The organism is uncultured Arcobacter sp., assembly GCF_937982575.1.
GTDB lineage: Bacteria > Campylobacterota > Campylobacteria > Campylobacterales > Arcobacteraceae > Arcobacter.
On record NZ_CALJLR010000002.1, the window covers coordinates 82,028 to 104,129 of the forward strand.

General features: G+C 29.5%; 18 protein-coding genes. 3 read left to right on the top strand and 15 right to left on the bottom strand.

The features are described 5' to 3' along the window. The first annotated feature begins 201 nt into the window (after positions 1-201). Positions 202-2,142, top strand: coding sequence for an ankyrin repeat domain-containing protein (locus Q0617_RS00440; RefSeq protein ID WP_298749318.1), 1,941 nt, complete (start codon positions 202-204; stop codon positions 2,140-2,142). Here the strand turns inward: Q0617_RS00440 and Q0617_RS00445 are convergent. The 8 genes from Q0617_RS00445 to rpsL all read right to left on the bottom strand — a co-directional run bounded on the left by Q0617_RS00445 (position 2,135) and on the right by rpsL (position 13,256). After that, the gene (locus tag Q0617_RS00445; protein WP_298749325.1) at positions 2,135-3,670 is read right to left on the bottom strand and encodes an AAA family ATPase; all 1,536 of its coding nucleotides are present in this window, start codon (positions 3,668-3,670) and stop codon (positions 2,135-2,137) included. The genes Q0617_RS00440 and Q0617_RS00445 overlap by 8 nt on opposite strands. Before the next feature lie 5 nt (positions 3,671-3,675). Continuing rightward, positions 3,676-4,545 carry an NAD(+)/NADH kinase gene (locus Q0617_RS00450; RefSeq protein WP_298749326.1) on the bottom strand — a complete coding sequence of 290 codons (870 nt, stop codon included), beginning with the start codon at positions 4,543-4,545 and terminating at the stop codon, positions 3,676-3,678. 18 nt (positions 4,546-4,563) lie between these two features. Beyond that, positions 4,564-5,904, bottom strand: coding sequence for an HlyD family type I secretion periplasmic adaptor subunit (locus Q0617_RS00455; protein ID WP_298749327.1), 1,341 nt, complete (start codon positions 5,902-5,904; stop codon positions 4,564-4,566). A gap of 11 nt (positions 5,905-5,915) precedes the next feature. Further along, a complete protein-coding gene (locus tag Q0617_RS00460; RefSeq protein ID WP_298749328.1) occupies positions 5,916-8,072 on the bottom strand; it encodes a type I secretion system permease/ATPase in 2,157 nt (718 codons plus the stop codon). After that, on the bottom strand, positions 8,069-10,150 hold the full coding sequence (locus Q0617_RS00465; RefSeq protein ID WP_298749329.1) for a TolC family protein: 2,082 nt from the start codon (positions 10,148-10,150) through the stop codon (positions 8,069-8,071). The genes Q0617_RS00460 and Q0617_RS00465 overlap by 4 nt, the downstream gene beginning before the upstream one ends. 129 nt (positions 10,151-10,279) lie before the next feature. Continuing rightward, the gene (gene fusA, locus Q0617_RS00470; RefSeq protein ID WP_298749330.1) at positions 10,280-12,388 is read right to left on the bottom strand and encodes an elongation factor G; all 2,109 of its coding nucleotides are present in this window, start codon (positions 12,386-12,388) and stop codon (positions 10,280-10,282) included. A 9-nt stretch (positions 12,389-12,397) separates the two neighbouring features. Next, positions 12,398-12,865 (bottom strand): 30S ribosomal protein S7, encoded by a 468-nt coding sequence (gene rpsG / locus Q0617_RS00475; RefSeq protein WP_298749332.1) that lies wholly within the window; start codon positions 12,863-12,865, stop codon positions 12,398-12,400. 16 nt (positions 12,866-12,881) lie between these two features. After that, positions 12,882-13,256, bottom strand: a complete 375-nt coding sequence (gene rpsL, locus Q0617_RS00480; RefSeq protein ID WP_298749334.1) for a 30S ribosomal protein S12 — start codon at positions 13,254-13,256, stop codon at positions 12,882-12,884. An 828-nt stretch (positions 13,257-14,084) separates the two neighbouring features. Here rpsL and Q0617_RS00485 point away from each other — a divergent pair. Beyond that, complete coding sequence (locus Q0617_RS00485; RefSeq protein ID WP_298749337.1) at positions 14,085-14,837, top strand: alpha/beta hydrolase; 753 nt, start codon at positions 14,085-14,087, stop codon at positions 14,835-14,837. Between the two features lie 348 nt (positions 14,838-15,185). Here Q0617_RS00485 and Q0617_RS00490 read toward each other — a convergent pair whose 3' ends face one another. The 3 genes from Q0617_RS00490 to Q0617_RS00500 form a co-directional block, all read right to left on the bottom strand. After that, complete coding sequence (locus Q0617_RS00490; protein WP_298749339.1) at positions 15,186-15,884, bottom strand: hypothetical protein; 699 nt, start codon at positions 15,882-15,884, stop codon at positions 15,186-15,188. A 315-nt stretch (positions 15,885-16,199) separates the two neighbouring features. Beyond that, positions 16,200-16,865, bottom strand: coding sequence for a methyltransferase domain-containing protein (locus Q0617_RS00495; RefSeq protein WP_298749341.1), 666 nt, complete (start codon positions 16,863-16,865; stop codon positions 16,200-16,202). 57 nt (positions 16,866-16,922) lie between these two features. Further along, positions 16,923-17,870, bottom strand: a complete 948-nt coding sequence (locus Q0617_RS00500; protein WP_298749342.1) for a DUF234 domain-containing protein — start codon at positions 17,868-17,870, stop codon at positions 16,923-16,925. Between Q0617_RS00500 and Q0617_RS00505 the strand changes: the two genes are divergently transcribed. After that, the gene (locus Q0617_RS00505; protein WP_298749344.1) at positions 17,860-18,837 is read left to right on the top strand and encodes an endonuclease; all 978 of its coding nucleotides are present in this window, start codon (positions 17,860-17,862) and stop codon (positions 18,835-18,837) included. The two genes, Q0617_RS00500 and Q0617_RS00505, sit on opposite strands and share 11 nt — an antisense overlap. Position 18,838: 1 nt before the next feature. Here Q0617_RS00505 and Q0617_RS00510 read toward each other — a convergent pair whose 3' ends face one another. The 4 genes from Q0617_RS00510 to Q0617_RS00525 form a co-directional block, all read right to left on the bottom strand. Continuing rightward, a complete protein-coding gene (locus tag Q0617_RS00510; protein WP_298749346.1) occupies positions 18,839-20,713 on the bottom strand; it encodes a methyl-accepting chemotaxis protein in 1,875 nt (624 codons plus the stop codon). Positions 20,714-20,829: 116 nt separating this feature from the next. After that, the gene (locus tag Q0617_RS00515; protein ID WP_298749348.1) at positions 20,830-21,273 is read right to left on the bottom strand and encodes a cache domain-containing protein; all 444 of its coding nucleotides are present in this window, start codon (positions 21,271-21,273) and stop codon (positions 20,830-20,832) included. A 180-nt stretch (positions 21,274-21,453) separates the two neighbouring features. Then, the gene (locus tag Q0617_RS00520; protein ID WP_298749350.1) at positions 21,454-21,906 is read right to left on the bottom strand and encodes a YaiI/YqxD family protein; all 453 of its coding nucleotides are present in this window, start codon (positions 21,904-21,906) and stop codon (positions 21,454-21,456) included. Further along, positions 21,906-22,100: a YwbE family protein gene (locus Q0617_RS00525; protein ID WP_129101293.1), complete on the bottom strand. Its 195-nt coding sequence runs from the start codon at positions 22,098-22,100 to the stop codon at positions 21,906-21,908. The genes Q0617_RS00520 and Q0617_RS00525 overlap by 1 nt, the downstream gene beginning before the upstream one ends. Positions 22,101-22,102 lie beyond the last annotated feature (2 nt).

Consider the following 22,102-nt stretch of genomic DNA (forward strand, 5'->3'; position numbering starts at 1 on the left):
AACGAAAGTTTTACTTAAGAAAAATATGTTACATTGTCACAAAAAAACATAATAAATCAAATTATTATTTTATTTTAATTTTTAGAAGAACTAGCCTATTTTTAAAAAGACCTTTTAATTTAAGAAAATTATTTATATAAATAAAAGATTTATTTTTAAATAGATACAATACGGATTAAAGAGAGATAGTTGAGGATAATGATGTTAGGTAAATTTTTAAAGAAAACAACTCCAAGTGATGTATTAGAAGAGCTCAAAAGCAAAACATTTAGGGAGTCAAAAGTAAATGATTTATTAAAAGATGTGGATATAAATCAAAAATTTACAGATGGAGAAAACTTTCTTCATAAAGTAATTCCTTTAAATAACATTGAGTCTGTTAAAGCACTAATCTCACATAACATTGATTTAAATACTCAGACTCCTTCTGGAGATACAGCTTTGCACATTGCTTCAAGATATGCATTTACAGATATTGTTAAAGCAATTTTAAATGCAAAAGGTGACCATAAGATTTTAAATGAACAAGGAAGATTAGCTATCCAAGAAGCAATTTTTAATGGAAGAGTTGAAAACTATGCAGTTTTATCACAAAAACAAACTGACTTTAATCATAAAGACTTAAATGGAAACAATTTTTTAAAAGATGCAGTAGAGTCTAAAAATGTAACTATTATAATGGATTTATTAAAAAATAAAAAAATAACACCTGACCCTTCAGTTGTCTTTTCACAAAATTTATTTAGTGATAATAATGTCTTCTCTACAGTGATTGAATATATTGATGACTTAAATGAAAAAGATGAAGAAGGGAGAAATGCTCTTTTTTATTTAGTAAAAAATGGAATAAGCTCAATTGATATGTTCGAGTCATTGATTGAAAAAGGTGTTGATATAAACTGTATAGATAAAAATGGTGATAACATCCTACTATACCTAATAAAATATATTATAAGCTCATCACAAAGAAATGAAGAAAATGGTGATAATAAAGATGCTAACAAAAAATTAACTCCAGAAGAGCTTAAAAATATCATAGATATAATTCCCGTAATCATAGAGAATGATATTATAAAAAACACTTGTAATAAAGATGGAGATAATATTCTTTCATTATGTGTTAGATCTTTAAATAAAGACTTATTAGCCCTATTACTTGATTATAACATTGATCCAAATATAGAAACATCGTCAAAAGAGACTGCTTTAACAATAGCAGCTATTATGGGTTCAGAGGCAAAAGAACTACTCTATTTACTTCTTGATTATGGAGCAAATCCAAATATAAAAGATGAAAACAATCAAACAATTATAGAAAAACTAATAAACATAGAACTTTTCAAAAAAAATGGGAAAAAATTAGTAAGTAGTCAAAGACGACAAATAGATGAAAATAGTGATTATCTTCTTATTTTAGACGCCATATTAACCAACGCTGAAGTACATTTAACAGAATATAACTCCAATGAAGAGCCATATATATTTGAACTTATTACTTATGGAAATATCCACTTAATAAAGCTTTTCCTAAAGAACGGTGCAGATATAAATCAAAGAGATGCAAATGGACTAAATATTATCTATAAATATTTAGCAGAAAATACTAGCTTTAGAAGAGAAGTTGAACAAAAAAACTTTTATTCAAACCTAAAAACTATAATAAGTTTTGGAGCTAATGTAAATGCAAAAGATACTTTTGGAGGAATAACTCTACATAAAGCAATTCTTGAAAATGATATTCAAACAGTAAAAATAATACTTCATAGTGGTGCTGATATCAATGCAATTGATAATAGAGGTCGAAATATGATTCACAACTGTATGTGGAAAAATAAAATAAAAACTTTTAGATTAATTTATACTTTCAATAAAAAACTTATAAACCAACCTGATAAATTTGGGGTATTACCTATTAATTATGCAGCATTTTTAGGGTATAAAGATTTGGTTTTAGAGTTGATTAGAACAGGCTCACACATAAATAATCCAGAGAAAAAAACACCTTATATTCTAAACTTCTTAAAAAGGTTTCATCCTAGTATTGCAACACTAAAAGATAGTGCAGTAACAAATGCAGAAAAAAATACTATCCAAGTACTTTTAGACAATATGAAAAAAGAATTTCAAATAGATACTATTTAGAATCTATTAAATTCTTTGCAAAAAGATATGCCTCTTTTGTAATATTTTCGCCACTAATCATTCTTGAGATTTCTTCAATTTTGCCTTTATCATCAAGTAATTTTACACTTGAAACCCCATTTTGTTTATCTACAAAAAAGTGTTGTTTAGCAGCTGCTGTTAATTGTGGCTGGTGAGATATTGCAAATATTTGATATGAGTTAGACAGTTCACTCAAAACTGTAGCAATTGCATCACTCTCTTTTCCACTTAAGTTTGCATCAATCTCATCTAAAAATAAAATACCATTATTCAAAATCTCAAACTTACTCATTGATGTAAGAAGAGCAAGTCTTAGTCTGTTGAACTCTCCTGAACTTATAGTATCAAGATTTACACCATTAAGTTCTAAGATGACTTCATCTTTACCTAAATTGTCAATTTGTTTATCTTTTAAATAAATTTTTGCATTTGAAAGATATAGGTATTTTAAATAGTGATTAACTCTCTCTTCTAAAATCTTTGCACTAGCTGTTCTATATGTTGTTAAACTTGAGGCTAACTCTTCTACTTTTTGCGTCAATTGTTTTACTTTTTTTTCTAAAATAGTTTTTTCAAAAGAGATATTATCATAAGAATCAAGCTCTTTTTGTTTTTGTTCTTTATACTCTAGTGCCCCAGCAATTGTCCCAAATCTTTTTTGAAGTGAAGCTAGTTTTTCAATTCTATCTAAAACTGCTTCTATATCTAACTCTTCCAATTCATACAAAGAGTCATTGAAGTTTTCAAAGATATTTTCTAACTCATTAATAGTTTCATCAAAAAATGCACTATCCTTATCCATAATATCCAAAGCCTTAGATACACTTGTTCTAAAATCAAAAATACCTTTAGATAGCTCTATTGCCTCTTCTATTTTATCTTTTTTTGCAAGTCTTTTTTTTACTTCATTTAGCTCTTCATACTCATCTATTTTTGGATTTATAGATTCTATTTTTTCTATTTCATACTTAGCAAACTCTTTTAACTCTTCTAGCTTAGACTCATCTTCATTTATCTTTTTTAGTTGATTAGATATTTCCAAAAGTGCATGAAAGTTCTCTTCATACTCTTTTTTTAAACTTGTAAACTCTTCATCACTTGAAGCAGTTAATCTATCTAAAAAACCTACCAATCGTGAACTATCAAAGTCACTATTATCTTTTAAATGTAAATGTTTAACTAGATTACTTGAAAATGCAGTTAGCACTTTTTTTGAGATGGTTTGAGAGTTCAAAAAATATCTTACTTTATCTTTTTTTATCTCTTTAATTATAATATCATCACCAGCTTCAATTGCAAAACCTTCATCACTTATAGAAGAGTTTTCAACAGTGGTCTCACTTAAATTTGCCTTTGCCTCTTTTATTCCAAACAGAGCTAAAAAAGCATCCATCAAAATTGATTTTCCAGCACCAGAAGGTCCTGTAAAAACTACTAAACCTTTTTCAAACTCTAAATCTACTTTTTCAAATGATAGATAATCTTCTAAATAAAATCTACTAATCATATCTATTAATTTCCCCATCTTAATTTTTCATTTAACACTTCAAAATAGTTTCTTTGACATCTATGAATTAATTTTGCTTTATTATCTGATATCTCTATTTTAATACTTTCATTCTCATTTATTTCATAAGTATCTTGTCCATCAATTATTACTAAGGCACCTTGATTATCAGTAATAGTAAACTCTATTTTAAAATCTGCTGGCAATACTAATGGTCTTTGAGTTAGACTGTGTGGGGCTATTGGTGTTACAATAAATGCTTCTGTTAAAGGGAAAACGACAGGTCCTCCTACAGATAGATTGTATGCAGTTGAACCAGTTGGAGTAGAGATAATCACCCCATCTCCATAATAAGAGTTAAAGTGTTTACCATCAATCTTTGCATCTAAACTTATCATTGAAGACATAGATTTTCTTGAAATTACAATATCATTAAAAGCCACAAAGTTTTGCTCTTTTGCACAACCTTTTATCATCATTCTATGGTCAATTCTATATTTATGTTCAAACATAAGTGCTAAAAAATTCTCAACTTCACTAAGTCTAATATCTGTTAAAAATCCTAAAGTTCCTTGATGAATTCCAAGTACAGGAATATGATGTTTAAAACTTCTTCTAACTACAGAAATAAGTGTCCCATCTCCACCAATTGAGACTAAAAAATCACTATTTTCTGATAATTCATCAAGTTCAACTCCACCCTTTTCACCAATCATGTTTGCACTATTTTTTTCTAATGCAACTTCAATATTAGCCCTTAAAAAATGATTTTTTATAATATTATATTCATCTTTTATTTCAGGAGAGTCAGGCTTTAAAATAAAGCCTGCTTTTTTGATTTGTTTTAGTTTTTCATTACTTGTGGTTAATTTCATGCTTGGATTATATCAAAATTATCTTTCATGTAGGGCATCTTGTTTTGTTTTTAGAATTGGTTTTAATATAAAATCTAAAATTGTTTTTTGCCCTGTTATAATGTCAACATTGGCAATCATTCCCGGAATAATTGGCAATTTTTTACCATCTTTTTCCAAATAGTTTTTATCTGTTTTAACAACAACTTTATAATATGATTTTGGTGTTTTACTCTCTTTATCAACAATACTATCTGCTGAAATCTCTACTATTTTACCATCCAATCCACCGTATATTGCAAAGTCATATGCAGTAACTTTTACTATTGCTTTTTGGCTAGGATTTATAAAGGCTATATCTCTTGGATCAATTTTTGCTTCTACTAGAAGAATATCACTTTGAGGAACAATCTCTATTAAATCAAATCCACTTTTTATAACACCACCTACTGTATTCATATTTATAACTTTTACTATACCATCAACTGGTGATTTTACTACAGTTTTATCTAGTTTATCTTGTTCTGAAACAATTTTTGACTCATAAACTTTTAATTCGTTATTAACTCTTTCTAGCTCTTGCAAAGCTTCACTTTTGAAGTTTTTTAGCTTTTCTAGTATTCTATTTTCTGCTTCATTAATTGCATATTTTGCTTTTGGGATTTGAATTTTTGTACTTTCAAATTCACTTCTTACTGTATTTAACTCTTTTTTTATTGTGATTAAATCTATAGTTGATTTTGAACCAGATTTTACAAACTTTTGCACAGTTTTATATTGTTCATCAAGTAAGTTCAGACTCTTTTTTAAATTATCTCTTTTTGATTCTAACTCTATCATCTCTTGAACTTTTTGTCCTAATTGAGTCTCCAAGATATTTAATGCACTTTTAAACTCATCAACTCTTGTATAAAAAAGTATTCTTTGGTGATTTACATATTTAGGAGCTACTACTTCTAACTCGGGAGGAAATACCAACTCTTTTGTCTCTTCTTTTACTTTTAAATTATATTCCGCTTCTAGTCTAACCTTTGTTGCTTGTAAGCTATACAACGATTGCTCATTTTCATCTAAAGATGCCTGAAATCTTGTAGTGTCAATTTTCATTAAAGGTTGACCCTTTACTACATAAGAACCCTCTTTTACTAAAAGCTCTGAAAGAATACCACCATCCAAACTTTGGATTGTTTGTATTTTTTCAGAAGGTATTACTTTACCCTCACCCCTTGCTAATTCATCAATCTCAGATAATGATGCCCACAATAAAAATATAACCATAAATAAAATTATTAATCCAAATAGGTAGTCAATCTTTTTATTTGCTTTTAAATTAGCTTGCGCATGTAGTGAATAAACAAAATCTATATCTTCTTTTGCCATAACAAACCTTTTTATTTAGCTTTATTTGATAATTCTTTTAGAACCTCTTCTTTAGGTCCATCAGCAATTATTTTTCCATCGTCCATAACGATTAATCTATCAACTAAAGATAAAACAGATGGTCTATGTGTAACTAAAATCAATGTTTTATCCCTAACTATATCTTTAATTCTTCTTTTAAATACCTCTTCAGTTTGACCATCCATAGAGTTTGTAGGCTCATCTAAAATCATAATATTTGGATTTGTTAAAATGGCTCGAGCTAAAGTTACACTTTGTCTTTCTCCTCCACTTAATCCTTCTCCTCGCTCACCTACAATCAAGTCATAACCACTTTCATGTTTACCTAAGAAATCATGAACACCTGCAATTTTTGAAGCTTTTAAAACATCATCATCACTTGCATTTAACTCACCAATGGTTATGTTATCTTTTATACTTCCCATAAACAAAAATGGCTCTTGGGGAACACAGCCAATTGCTCGTCTTAAATCCACAGGGTCTATTTGTCTGATATCTGATTTATCTATAGAAATTGAACCCTTTGTTGGTTCATATAGATTCATAATAAGTTTCCATAAGGTTGATTTTCCAGAACCTATTTTTCCTATTATTCCAACTTTTTCGCCCTTTTTAATAGTCAAATTAATATTTTTAAGTACATCAAACTGCTGACCTTTGTATGAGAAGATAACCTCTTTAAATACAATATCTCCATCAAGATTTTTTCTACTTAAATAGCTTCTATTGTCATCTCTTTCAACTGGCATTTTCATAATTTCATCAATATTTTCTAATGAAAGCATTGTTCTATCAAGTCTTATAATCATCCCTACAAATTGAGAAACAGGAGCAATTACTCTTCCGTTTAACATCATAGTTGCAATTATTGCTCCCATTGTCATCTCACCTATACTAGCTTGATATACACCCACTACTACTATAGCGATATTTGATAATTGTGCAATAAAGGCAGTAAAGAAAGTCACTATCTGAGATAAGAAATGTGACTTTTTACTGTGATGAGAAGTCTTTTCTACAGAGTTTGCCCAATAGGTTTTCATTCTATTTTGTGCACGAACTGATTTTATTATTTCTAGCCCAGATACTGCTTCAGTGAGAGCTGTTTGTTTTATCTGCTCTTCTTTTGCACTTTCTTGAACGCTCTTTTTTATAGGTTTTTGCATATAGTAAGAAAAACCAAAGGCAATTATAACTGTTGCAATTGATATATATCCAACAGGGCCACCTATATAAAATATAATAATTATAAATAAAATAACAAAAGGAAGGTCAACAATACTAGCAACCGTGGCACTTGCAAAAAACTCCCTAACACTTTCAAAAGATTGTAATCTATTTACAAACTGCCCAGTAGAAGCGGGCTTTGAGTCAAGTCTTATATTTAACAGCTGGTCAAATATATTTGTAGACATAATTACATCTGATTTTTTACTAGCAACTTCTAAAAAGTGTGATCTCATAAGTTTTAATACAAAATCAAAAATCATCACAACTAAAATACCAATAGCCATAACCCACAGTGTTGCCATGGCATTATTAGGTAAAACCCTATCATAAACATTCATTGTAAAAAGTGGCGTTGCCATAATAAACATATTTATCAAAAGTGCTGCTACTATTACTCTTTTATAAATATGTTTATTTAATCTCATTACACCCCAAAACCACTCTTTTGGTTTATCTATTGCAATATCTTTTTTTATTCTCGTATTAAAATTATATTCTGGTTTTACTAGCATCATAAAGCCAGAATATAACTCATCAAGCTTTTTAATACTTATTGTTGTAACCCCATCACTAATACCTGGCATATGTACTTTTACACTATGTTTATGAAAATCTATATCCAATAAAACACAAGCAGTATTATCTTTTAAAATCATAACAGAAGGTAGTGCCTCTTCTGAAATATCTTTTATCTCTCTTTTCAAAGTTTTTATTTTTAAGCCAATTCTTTTTGCAGCTTCTTCAAACATCTTAGGGGACATAAAAGAGTCATATATGGCTAAACCAGAGATTAAAGACTCTTTTGTAGCTTGCCTCTCATGGTATTTTGCTAAAAACAGTAAAGACTCTAAAAATGTATCAACATTTTTATTGCTTACCATATCTTCTAATTCACTCATTAATTCATTGTTATTCAATTTTTTTCTCCCCATGAAGATTTATACTTATTATATAAAAACTGGTGTCTTTCTATGTTGTCTACGTATGGATCTGTAACTTGTATTTTATCACCCAAATTACCCAATGCTTCTTCTGCTTCTCTTACACTTTTATAAAAACCATACAACACTCTTATATAATCATTTCCACCCGTTTTAAACTTATAAATAAAAGTATTATCTTTTAAATTGTATTTATCTATAAAATAATTCACATCAACTTTCCCATTTATTCCTGTAAGTGCTACTATTGAATAGGCTCGTTCATGCTCTTTAAAAAACTCTTCATTTATGTCCAATTGTTTATTATTCAATTTTTTATCCAAATTCAATTCGATACTACTCTCTTCTTGTAATATTTCAGGTTCTGCATTTATTTTAGTATCTTCTTTTGGCGTTTCAGACTTTTGTTCTTCAATAATATTTTGTTGTAATGATTTATTTTCTTCTTCAAAAAGTAAATCTTCTATCTCTTTATCAATTTTATCATGTATTCTTTTTATTCTCTCTTCATCTTTATTAACTCTATTTTCATAATTTCTATTTTTTATTGTTTCTAAATCAATTTTTTCTATTTTATCCGTACTATAAATATCCTCTAAAAGTGAATTAAAAATTCTATTTACTTTCTCTTTTTTACTAATCTCAGGGTCAATTTCATTATCACTTAATTGTAAGTTATCATCTCCTGATAATAAATCTTCTAACTCATTTGAAACAGTTTGTTTTATAACCTTTTTGATTCTAATATCAACCTCTATATCTCCACATACATTGTTATCAAGAGTATAAATAGTATCACTTAATTTAGACAAATTAAATAGTAGATTGTAATAACTGCTAAAGTTTTTAAACTCTTCTGTAATCAATTCGATTTTTTTTCTGTATAGTTCTTCTTCTTGGTTTAATACATCAATAAAACTTCGTGTACCTCCATCAAACTGTTCTTCAAATAAATTTAATATCTCTTTTAACTTGTCAACATGGTCTTTCATTATGTCAACTCTTCTTTTTGTAGCTTGATAAGTTGTATATTCTGACTCTACTTTTTGTTTTGAATCTTTTGATACATCATCTAAGTTTCTTTGAGACTCTTCTAAAAAAAGTCTCTCCCTTAAATATACTGATCTATCTTTCATCCCATTAAACAAGTTATAACTTAAAGTTACTCTTGCACTATCATGGCTTTGTTTTGTATTTTCAATATCAACACCATCATCAATCTCTTTTAATAAATAGAACTTTAATGTTGGTAAAAATCTCGATCCCTCTTGTTCTAGAACTGCTTTTTGTGCTTTTATATTTTCTATTTCTTCAAGTACTTTATAATTGTTTTTTACACCAACTTCAAGAATTTTACTTAATTTTTTAGGAATAACAGCTCGACTGATATTTGGTCTACAAGCATTAGTTGAAATCTCTTTTGGATAATATCTTTGTAGAAGAGTTTTTGTATTATCAACTTCATTTTGAAGCTCTACTAATTTTTCTTTTGCTGTTAGAATTTTATTTTCTACTAACATTCTATCAACAACATCCCCACTAACAGCTTCAGTTTGTGCTGCTATTTCAAAATATTTATCATGTATTTCAATATTATTTTTTGTAAGTGTAATCAATTCTAAATTTTTAACATACTCAAGATAAGCTAATGTTGTCTCTAATACGACATTTTCTGTTTCTGATATATTTGATATTAGTTTTGCTTGATAGTTATGCTTAGCTTCATCTACTTGGGCACCTCTTAATCCCCCATTGTAAATTATCTGTTCTAGTTTTAATTGTTGATTTGAACCATTTACAGTCTTTTGTCTTGAAGGACCATTTAAGGGAGTTGTTATAGTCTTTTTATCTTCAATATAGGCTTCATAGCTTAAAGTTGGCATATAATCGCCATATGCCTCATCAACATAAAGTTTATTTGCTTTTGAATTACTTTCAATAGATTTGATTTTAGGATTGTTCTGTAGAGTTTCGACTACAATCCCTTTTAAGGTTTCAGAGTATGAGTATACACAAAAAAACAGTAAAAAAAGAATTATTTTAATTATTTTCATTGACACTCTAAAGGCTTGATTTATCCTTTATTTTATCCAAATTCTTATGAATTTATAAATAACAATCTAAAAAAAAACCCTAGCTTTAGTAAGCTAGGGTTTTTTTAAGATAAGGCTAAGAAATGTATATTAACCGTTTCTCTTTTTGATAATTTCATCAGAAACATTTTTAGGAACTTCTTGATATGCATCAAAAAGCATAGAGTATGTTGCTCTACCTTGAGACATAGATCTTAAGTCTGTAGAGTATCCAAACATTTCAGATAATGGAATCATTGCAACAACAAGTTTTACACCAGCTCTATCATCCATAGATTGAACTTGTCCTCTTCTTTTGTTACAATCCCCAATAACATCTCCCATATAATCTTCAGGAGTTTCAATTTCAACTTTCATGATTGGCTCTAAGATAATAGCTTGTGCAGCTGCAGTTCTACAACCTTGTTTGAATCCCATAGAAGCAGCAAGTTTAAATGCCATCTCAGATGAATCCACATCATGGAAAGAACCATCATAAAGTGTTACTTGAATATCAACCATTGGGTAACCAGCTAGGATACCACCTTGCATAGTTTCAACACAACCTTTTTCAACAGCTGGAATATATTCTTTAGGAACAGCTCCACCTTTAATTTCATTTTTGAATACGAAATTTTCTTCTCCACCAGCTGGAAGAGGAGTAATAGTTAAATAAACATGACCATACTGACCTTTACCACCAGATTGTTTAGCATATTTATATTCTGATTGAACTTCGTTTTTAATAGTTTCTCTATAAGCAACTTGAGGAGCACCAACTTCAGCTTCAACTTTAAATTCTCTTTTCATTCTATCTACAAGAATTTCAAGGTGTAATTCACCCATTCCTGAAATAATAGTTTGTCCAGATTCTTCATCAGTATTTACTCTAAATGATGGATCTTCTTCAGCAAGTTTACCTAATGCAATACCCATTTTTTCTTGGTCAGCTTTAGTTTTTGGCTCAACTGCAACAGAAATAACTGGCTCTGGGAATTCCATTCTCTCTAAGATAACTGGATCTTTTTCAGAAGCTAATGTATCACCTGTAATTGTTGATTTAAGACCAACAACAGCACCGATTTCACCTGCATATAACTCAGAACACTCTTCTCTGTTATTTGCATGCATTTTAAGTAATCTTCCGATTCTCTCTTTTTTCATTTTTGTTGAGTTCATTACATATGTTCCAGATTCTAAAACACCTCTATAAACTCTTGCAAATGTTAACTGTCCAACAAATGGGTCAGTCATAATTTTAAATGCTAATGCTGCAACTTCACCTTCATCAGTAGAAGGAACGATAACAGCATCACCATCTTGAGTCTCACCTCTAATGTCAGCAACTTCTGTTGGTGCTGGTAAATACATAGCAACAGCATCAAGTAAAGTTTGAACACCTTTGTTTTTAAATGCAGTACCACAAGTCATAGGAGTAATAGTCATATTTAAACAACCAGCTTTAATACCTCTTGTGATCTCTTCTTCAGTTAACTCTTCACCTTCAAGGTATTTTTCCATTAACTCTTCAATTTGTTCAGCAGCAGCTTCAACCATAGCTTCTCTATATTGTTCAGCTTGGTCTAATAATTCAGCAGGAATCTCTTCTATGTGGTAATTAGAACCCATAGCAGCATCTTCATCCCAAACGATAGCTTTCATTTGTACTAAATCAATAATACCTTTGAAATCTTCTTCTGCACCTATTGGTAATTGAATAGGAATTGCATTTGATTTTAATCTTTCATTAACTTGTTTTTCAACCATAAAGAAATCAGCACCAGTTCTATCCATTTTATTAACGAATATCATTCTTGGTACTTTATATTTGTTTGCTTGTCTCCAAACAGTTTCAGATTGTGGTTGAACCCCACCAACTGAACAGAAAACTGCTACAGCACCATCAAGAACTCTCATAGATCTCTCAACTTCAATAGTAAAGTCAACGTGACCTGGAGTGTCAATAATGTTTATTTGTAAGTCGTCATTTGTTTTTGGGTGTTTCCAGTGACAAGTTGTAGCAGCAGAAGTAATTGTAATACCTCTTTCTTGCTCTTGTTCCATCCAGTCCATTGTAGCAGCACCTTCATGTACTTCTCCAATTTTGTGTGATACACCTGTATAGAATAAAATTCTTTCAGTAGTTGTAGTTTTTCCTGCATCAATATGAGCAGCAATACCAATATTTCTAACTCTGTTAAGTGGTGTTTTTCTAGCCATTTGTAATTCCTACCATCTATAATGTGCAAATGCTTTATTAGCTTCTGCCATTCTATGCATGTCTTCTTTTTTCTTGAAAGCAGACCCTCTGTCGTTAGCAGCTTCGAATAATTCGTTAGCTAATCTTTCAACCATTGTTCTTTCATTTCTTTTTCTAGCAGCATCAACAAGCCATCTTAATGCTAAAGTTTGTCTTCTTACAGCTCTAACTTCAACAGGAACTTGATATGTAGCTCCACCAACTCTTCTAGATTTTACTTCTAAAAGTGGTTTAACATTTTCAATTGCTTTTTCAAATAATTCGATACCAGCTTCTTCACCTCTACCGTCTAAGTTTGCAATTGCACCATACATAATTTTTTCAGCAGCAGATTTTTTACCATCTAACATTACTGTGTTAACAAATTTTGTGATCACTTTACTATTGTAGATAGGATCTGCTAATATTTCTCTAACTGGAGCTTTTCTTCTTCTCATTTTATTATCCTTCTACTTATTTCTTAGGCTTTTTAGTACCGTATTTAGATCTTGCAACAGTTCTGTTTGCAACACCAGCAGTATCTAAAGCACCTCTAACGATGTGGTATTTAACCCCAGGTAAATCCTTAACTCTTCCCCCTCTAACTAAAACGATAGAGTGTTCTTGTAGGTTGTGACCTTCCCCACCAATATATGAAATAACTTCAAATCCTGTAGTTAATCTAACTTTTGCAACTTTTCTTAAAGCCGAGTTAGGTTTCTTTGGAGTTGTTGTATATACTCTAGTACATACACCTCTTCTTTGTGGACACTTAGCAAGTGCTGGAGATTTAGATTTTTCAACCTGTTTCTTTCGCTCTTTTCTAATCAATTGATTAATAGTAGGCATTTTTTCCCTTTAGTTTTATTATAGAGACTCTAATATTTACGTGTTGAATCATGTAGATTCTCTATTTTCTTGGTTTGAGCCTTTAAGCATGCTCATGCTTCTCGTTACATCCTCAAGATGCCATGACATATGAAAAGTTTCATAATCAAAACGATACTACCATTCTAGAGAAACGTTAGTTGTTTTCTAAAAAAGTTAGGGATTATACTTAAGTATAACTTAGGAGTTGCTTATTTCTCTATATTTCTCTTGAAAAGCAAAGCTTTCCGCTTTCTCACTTTTTAGTTGTAAAAAGTAAGACAAAAAGCAACCAGACGAGTTGATGAAGGCGAAGCTCCCCTCCAGTTTTAAAATAAGTTTTCTGCCTTGCGGAACTCCTCGAAAAAGTGCATTTAGCACTTTTGTCTCCTCAAACAATCCTCAGGCTTTTCCGAAAATTATTTCAAAACTTCCGGCTTCATCAAAGTCTGGGAAAAAAGAAAGTTCAAACTATCACTTATAAATTTACTAACTAGAAGTTAGGAATCTAAACAAATCAAAAATGCAAATGTCCTTATCCCACCTTTTATTCCCAACATTTGCAAAAGCCGAGCGTTTATTTTTCTCTTTTCTAAACAAGATTGGCAACTGTTTAAGTGTTTAAAAGTTCCTAAATGGAAGTTTTAATAAACGAGTTTTGCCAAGCAGAAAAGATAAAAATAATAAGTGAGGGAACCCAAAGGGCTTTGAAACTCTGTTGGTGGTTTTCTTGTTTCTTCTTTGCCATCAAAGAAGAAAAGAGCGAAGACCGTCAGGTATTCAAGAGAATATTTTAGATAAAATCTTCCCATGACTTTACTTAACTACAAAAAAATAGGAACAGGCAATAAAACAATTATTGTACTACATGAACTTATGGGTGACCATAGAAATTATGACCCTATATTGCCATACATAGATACTACAAACTTCACATATATATTTGTAGACCATAGAGGATATGGATTATCAAAAGATATACAAGGGGAATATACTTGTGAAGAAGCAGCAACTGATGTAAAAAACCTCATCACTAAACTAAATCTAACAGAAGTGAATCTTTTAGCTCACTCAATGTCCACAATGATAGCTCAAAAAGTAGCATTAATAGATGATAGAATCAAACAACTTATTCTAATAACTCCAATCACAGCAGCTGGTATAAAAATGAAACCTCAAGCTCAAGATAAACTAATAGATAGTATGAAAAAAAATGAAAACCTTATTGAATATGTAGTTGAAAGTGCAAGTAATAGATACAATCAGCCATGGAAAGATTACAGAATCAAGATAGCATATGAAGCTTCAACCTTGGAAGCGAGAACTGGATATATGACTATGTATCTTACAACTGATTTTATAGATGAAGTAAAAAATATAAATATACCTATAAAAATAATGGTGGGTCATCATGATTTACCTGCTTTTCATAAAAACAATATTAAAAAACAATTTGAAGCTAATTATAATGATTTTGAGATAATAGAGTGCATGGAAGCAGGACATTATCCGATGATAGAGTGTCCTGTTTATTTTGTTAGTAAAGTTGAATCCTTCTGCTAACAAGTTCTTTCTTCATAACTATACGTTGAAGAGAAAAATATTCTATGAAAACGTACACTGGTATAAATAAAAACCAATAACCAAACAAGAATTATCAAATAAACAAAAAGCCCTAGAGTTCTTCCAGGATTAAATATTATCAAATTATATATAAAAGATATAGTTGAAATAAAAAGGTATAACATTCCACCATAATTAACTTCACATAATTATTTTTATTAGACTCCAAGATGCAATAACTATTTCTTTCATTGGCAATTTATTTTGTGTATTCATAATCGTTCATTTTTGACTATTTGTTACATAACAGAATTGACAATTATCACATTAAATACATATTTCAACCGTTTACTTTTCATTTAAATAGCCTATTGTTATAAACTCCTTCAATAAACTATCTTTTAACAGATTTTTAACTATTGGTTCTATTATTTTACTACTTTCTTTTGATAAAGGTTTAGTAGTATTCATCCATAGACTGTTATCAATTTCTTTAAATGTTTTTATATCATTAAAATGTAATTCTTCAATTTTACCTTCTACGATTTCATATGAAAGCAAATCCATATTAAGTTTTATATGTGTTGCTTCCATTCCTAATGCTTTTGCTTTAATAAGTCCAATTCCACTGTGAGTATCATAATGTTCTCTGACAATCATTCCTTTTTCAAAAAGAATTAATGTGTCTAGTCTATTTCTAAGTAAAATATCTTTTAAGACCTGCAACCTCTTTTCATATTCTCCATTAATTTCTTTAATTTGAGAAGAAGATAATTTTATATTTTTCACTTTGTATTTTGTTGAAAGCATATTCAACATCACTTTTTGAATATACTCATCTATATTCCAAGCACTTATATCTGTTATATTATCCTCATTCCCAAAAATTGTTAGTCCTCGTTCTAAAGATATCATTTCATTACCATGTAAAGATATGACTCCAATACTATCTATGCTTTTTAATTTTGCAACTGGAATATTTTGTGGTGCGCACGCATTAAAAAATAACATTGCAAATAAACTTAAAAGTACCAATTTGAATTTCATTTGTTTCCCTTATTATTAAAATATCAGAAAATTATATATAATTTTCGTCACAGTTTACGTCACTATTTTATCAATTTAGAATTTTATCAAGAAAGTATATAAGAAGAAAACAAAGAACAAACCTAAACTATACAAAAAGTTTTTAAATTATGATCAATAACACACTGCATTACGTATAAAATTTTACTTACTTTGTTCAAAAGCAAAGCCTAAAAATTCATATTTTAGGAAAGGTCAAGGCGAAGATTGAAATTTATGATTGAACATAGTAAACTATGTGATTAAATAAATTTTAATATTCAACGCAGAGATTTGCTAAAAGATGGATTTTTTACTATATTTTATTATTTGTCCATTAAAAGGTTCATCTAGATAATCCTCTGTATTCAATGGCTCACTTTGACTATGCACATATCCTAAAGCAACCATCATCTTAGAAAATTTTGCATGATTTCCTCTACCTGGGTCTACTATAATTATCTCACAAGACTCATTTGTATGTTCATTTAAAAACCTACTTAAATCCTCTAAGTGAAACTTTTCATATAAAACATCACTTGCTATGATTAAATCAAACTTTCCTAAAGTATCATTATTATTTGCCCAGTTGGCACACTCGAAGGGGATTTTTTCTCCATTATTTATTCTTGTGTTTTCTGTTAAGAAAACTTCTACTTCTGGATTAAAATCTGTTGTGGTTATATTTGCATTTCTATGATTTAAAACTAGGCTTGATAGGGCAATTCCACACCCTACTTCTAAGATACGTTTATCTTTTATATTATAGTCATCCATAAGATTTGCTAGAATTATTGCAGAGGGCCAAATAACACCAAAGAGTGACCAGTTTGCAGAAGATATTCCAAAAGTAGGATTTAAATCACACTTTTTATCATATTGTTGTTTGTCTTTGAGTGTTTTAACGTGTATATCCATAGTATCAAACTCTATTGTTTGATATGTATATCGTATTTTGGGCATAAGAACCTTTCTAGTTTCAGTATACTCTTATTTAGAGTATACAAACTTAATAGGGTTTTATGCTTCTAGAAGTGCCTTTAAACTTTTTACAGTAAATAGTCTTAGTCCATCTCCTTTTAGTGCTTTTACCTCATTTGTAAAGCCACTTTTTGAAAATAGTAAAACATGGTCAGGTACAATTTCAAGTTTTTCACAAAGCTCTTTTAATCTTGTAACTTCTGTTTTTTTCATCTTACTATTTGCATATCTTGATGTTCCAACTATTATTTTTCCAGATTCAGTTTCAGCCACAAGATTTATCTCATCTTTTTCATCCCAAAATCTTCCAATCTCTTCAATTGCATCATCTTTAAAAAGCTCTTTAGTATATTCATGACTTAGTTGTTCAAATATTAGTTGCATAAACTCTGCATTGTAGTTATTGAACCTTTCAAAGAACTCTTTGTATTCTGCTCTTGCAATTCCTCTATAAAGTGGTGAAATAAAAGCAAACCAAAATCTTAAAAAAGGAGCATTAAATAGTAGTTTATCAGCTACTTCATTTTCTTCAAACTTATTTGTAATGTGGTCAATAGAAGTTTCAGTATATATTACCTCTAGCTCTTCAAGATCATGTAAAGCTTTAATACCCTCATCATACTCTACATCTGCTCTTTTAAATGCACTATTAACTCTTCTATCACCTAAAGCAATACCAGTTAGAACTTTGTAGTATGGTAAAGAGTTTTTTGTTAGTTTTGATATATACTCTTGTAAATCATAATATTCATCTAAAATATGTCGCTCTATTAGTTTACCAAGTGGTTTTGTAGTGTCAATCTTGATATCCAATCCACCAAAAATGGCAAAATAATTTAGTGCAGTTTCCATATCTTTTGGGTTGTTTTGTTTACAAAAATATTGAAATTGTTCTAATATTGTTTTAGTATTTAGTATTATAGGAAAGCCTTTTTTTGTTTTTGGGATTATAACATAAATCGGATATAATACCTTTATGAATATCAAATTTGCTACTTTTAATCTATTTCAATTTGCAGCTCCTCCTTTTTCTTGGTATTTCAAAAAAGACAGATTTACAAAAGAACAATGGGAAGAGAAGCTATCTTGGATAAAAAATCAAATCAAAATTATGGATGCTGATATAATAGGCTTTCAAGAAGTGTTTTCCATAGATGAGTTAAAAGAACTCTGCAAAGAGTTAGGTTATGGACACTTTTTAAATGTTGATACTCCAAAAACTAATACAAAAAATCCAACAATTTATAAAACTACTGTTTTAGCCCTAGCTTCAAGGTTTCCAATTATTTCAAATAAAAATGTTCGGTATGATGTACCTAGCATAAAAAAACATAACTTTAAAGAAAAATTTGCTTTTTCAAGGGTTCCAATAAAAGCTATTATTGAACTACCCAATAAAAGAAAAATTGCAGTTTATGTAAATCACTTCAAATCAAATAGATTAAATGAATTTGAGTATATATTTAATAAAGAGACTACCTTAAAAGAGAAATTAGAAAAAACAAAAGTAGCACTTGAAAATGATTTTTCCAGTGTATTAAAACAAAGATTATGTGAAGCATCTTCTCTTTTTATGGATATAAAAGAGTCTAAAATCCCTACAATCTTTTTATGTGATTTAAATGATAAAGAATTCTCTATGACAATTGATGCTTTGACAAATAAGGCTTATCATGAAGATTTAAGTAGTGATGAATATGTACTTTTTGACGCATATTATCATCATGAGCAAGAGGTTTATAACCCTCATCCAGAACAAAAAAGCATAGAAAGAACTCCTACAAGTTATCACTTCTCAAATGGGAATATTATTGATTATATTTTTATATCAGAGGATTTAAAAGAGAAAATAGTTTCATATGAAGTATTTGATGAGCATCTAAAAAGAAACCAAGACGGGTCACTATTGGAAAGTGACCATGCCCAAGTTGTTTGTGAGTTAAGTATAGATTAAACTATTTACCATCAAACTCTTTGTCTTCTGTATTATGTACAACTTTATCAGCAATAACTTTTACTTCTCTTGCAACACCATTAGCTTCTTCAGCTGATGATGCATTTTGTTGTGTAACATAATCTAAAGAGATTACAGCATCATTGATTTGTTCAATTGCACCTGTTTGTTCAGATGAAGCAGTTGAAATATCACTAATTAAAGATAATGTATTATGAATATTTGTATTTAGTTTTTCATAACCTTCAATCATCTCACTTGAAATACTTTTACCTTCATTTGCTTTTGCTGTTGCATTTTCAACAAGAGTTTTAATCTCTTTAGCAGCCTCAGCAGATCTTGAAGCAAGATTTCGTACTTCTTGAGCAACCACTGCAAAACCTTTTCCAGCTTCTCCTGCTGTTGCAGCTTCAACAGCAGCATTTAGAGAAAGAATATTTGTTTGGAATGCTATTTGGTCAATTACCCCAATTGAATCTGCAATTGCATTTGTTTGCTCATTTATCTCATCCATTGATGTGGCAGTTCGAGAAGCTAGTTCTCTACCATTTGTAACAGAGCTTGAAACTTCATTTGCATATGTGTTCATTTGCATAATATTAGTAGAACTATTTTTAATATTTGCAGTTATCTCTTCTACAGCAGCTGCAGTCTCTTCTAGTGATGCAGCTTGTTTATTTGCAGCAACTGATAGCCCTGAAATAGTACTAGATAATTTTTCAGAATTATGTGAAAGTGTAGTTCCTGTATTTCTATTTTCTATTAACATAGCAGTGATAGCTCCACCTAAACTATTTACATCATTACATAAAGCTTTTAATTCCCCGTCCATATTTGAAATATCTATTTTTGATCTATAGTCATAACTTGTATATAAAGATAGAACTGACATTGCACTCTTTACATTTAGTTCTATAGCAACTAGCATTTCATTAATAACACTTTTTAACTCATTTAATGAAGGGTTAGATGTCTCACCTTGGATTCTCTTACCTAAGAAACCTTTTTTAGCCTCATTTGCACACTCAATAGCACTATCAACTATTTCTCTGTCATTTTCAACATTTGCTTTTGTTTTTAAAATATTTTCATTTACTATTTTTGCCATTTGACCTAATTCATCACTAGAATCAATATCTATCTCATTGGCTTCTTTTGTTTCAAGATTTAAATATCTAAAGAACTCTAATAGTCCTGTTTGAAACTCTACTAAAGGATCTTTTATAGCTTTTGTTATTGTAGATATAACAAATACTGCAATAACAAGTGCAATAACTATCAATACATATAAAATATTAAGAGTTTTATCAATCTGCTTTAAATCATGCTCATATGATTCTTTATTTGCTTTATCTGCTTGGGCACTTATTTTACTTAGATTTTTATTTAGCTTTACATAAAGCTCATCTGTTACTGATAACATTGGATTTGCCATTCCAATATCAATACTCAACATTTCTATAGCATCTTTTACGGCTTGGTTATAAGCTGCTATATCTTTTTGAACTTGTATAAATGTAGCTTTCTCTTTTTTAGTTAAAAATGGTTCTTTAACTATTTTTGCAGCTGTAGATACATATCTTTTTTGTACTTCATCTAAAATTGCTAACTGTTTATCAATTTCTGTTTGGGCATAACCATCAGATGTATAACTAAAGACCTTATATAAAATTGAATTAAACTGATTTATATCAGATAAAATTGAACTACTTGATTTATAAAGTTCAAATTTAACTTCAACAATGTTATTTAAAGTCTCTTTTTCAGTTTTTAATGCATTTGTAGAAAAGATACCAAGTATTATTAAAAATATTACTAGTATTGCAGGTGCAACAAGTACTTTTGTTCCAATTTTTAAATTTTTTATTCCAAACATTCCTCATCCTATAAGTTCTAGATTACCCACTTAAATACACAAAAGTGTACTTAAATAGAAAATAAAACCCCTGAAATAAATTTCAGAGGTTTAAAAAATCATATTAAAAATATTGATTATTTATATGCACCAGCACCAATTAATTGGTTATCTCCAATACCTATAACGTATGAAGTTTTTGGTGTTTGTTTTCCTGTTGCTGGATGTGCCCAAACATAATCAACCCAACCAGAACCATCTGCTTTTACTTTTTTAATAAACTCGTTAAATAACTCTGTCCCTTGTTTATCTTTATAATGTAAAAGATTTTTACCTTTTAAAGGTTTTTTAGGATGAGCAGTAATTACTCCGTCAAAATCATTAGCCCAAATATATAAGTCATTTCTTACAAACTTACTCTCTTTTTTATTAAATTCTTCAACACATTTTGCAACGCCAACCTCTTTACAAAAAGCTACCCCTTCTTCAACTAAAGCTTTTGCTTGGTCTGGTGTACTATCTGCAAATGAGAAAGTAGCACTCAATAATAACGATGCCCCTAATGTAACTAATTTATTCATGTATTCTCCTTGTTGTTTTATAAATATTTACATATATATTATTAAAAATAACTTAATTTTGACAATTTAAAATAATCTAATTTTACAGCTAAGTTGCCCATATTGTAGGCCCTGCATACTTTTAACTCATATTTAAATAATTTTATATTTTATATTATTCTAAAAAATTATACATTTTTGTTAAAAGTTTTTACATTTTTGCAAAAACATATTCAATGAACTTGCAAATTTTTGCACATCTTTTTTATTAAAAGGTGGTGGACCTTTTGTCATTTCTCCTGCATCTCTTATACTTTGCATCAGATTTCTTATGGCTAAATATTGTTTAATATTATCATCTGTATAAGTCTCGCCTCTATGATCAATTGCATGAGCTTGTTTTTCTATGACTCTTGACGCCAATGGTATATCAGCGGTAACCACTAAGTCACCTTTTTGAACCTCATCTACTATCTTATTATCAGCTTCATCTGCACCCAAATCCACAATAATATATTTCACATGATTTGATTTACCAATATCTATTTTTTTATTTGCAAAAACTAAAGTCTCTAAGGCATTTTTTTCAATAGCTCGTAAGACTATTGGTTTTAGCATATTAGGAAAAGCATCACCATCTATAAAAAGCTTCATTATAAAATCTCTTGCACTCTTCCAACTTGCCCATCTTGCAGTCTAACTTTTATACCATGAGGATGAGTAGGAGAATTTGTTAAGATATTTTTCACTATCCCTTGAGTTAGATTACCACTTCTTTGGTCTTGTTTTAAAACTATATTTACCTTTGCTCCAATTTTTACATCAAAACGCTTTTTTCCATCTGCCATTA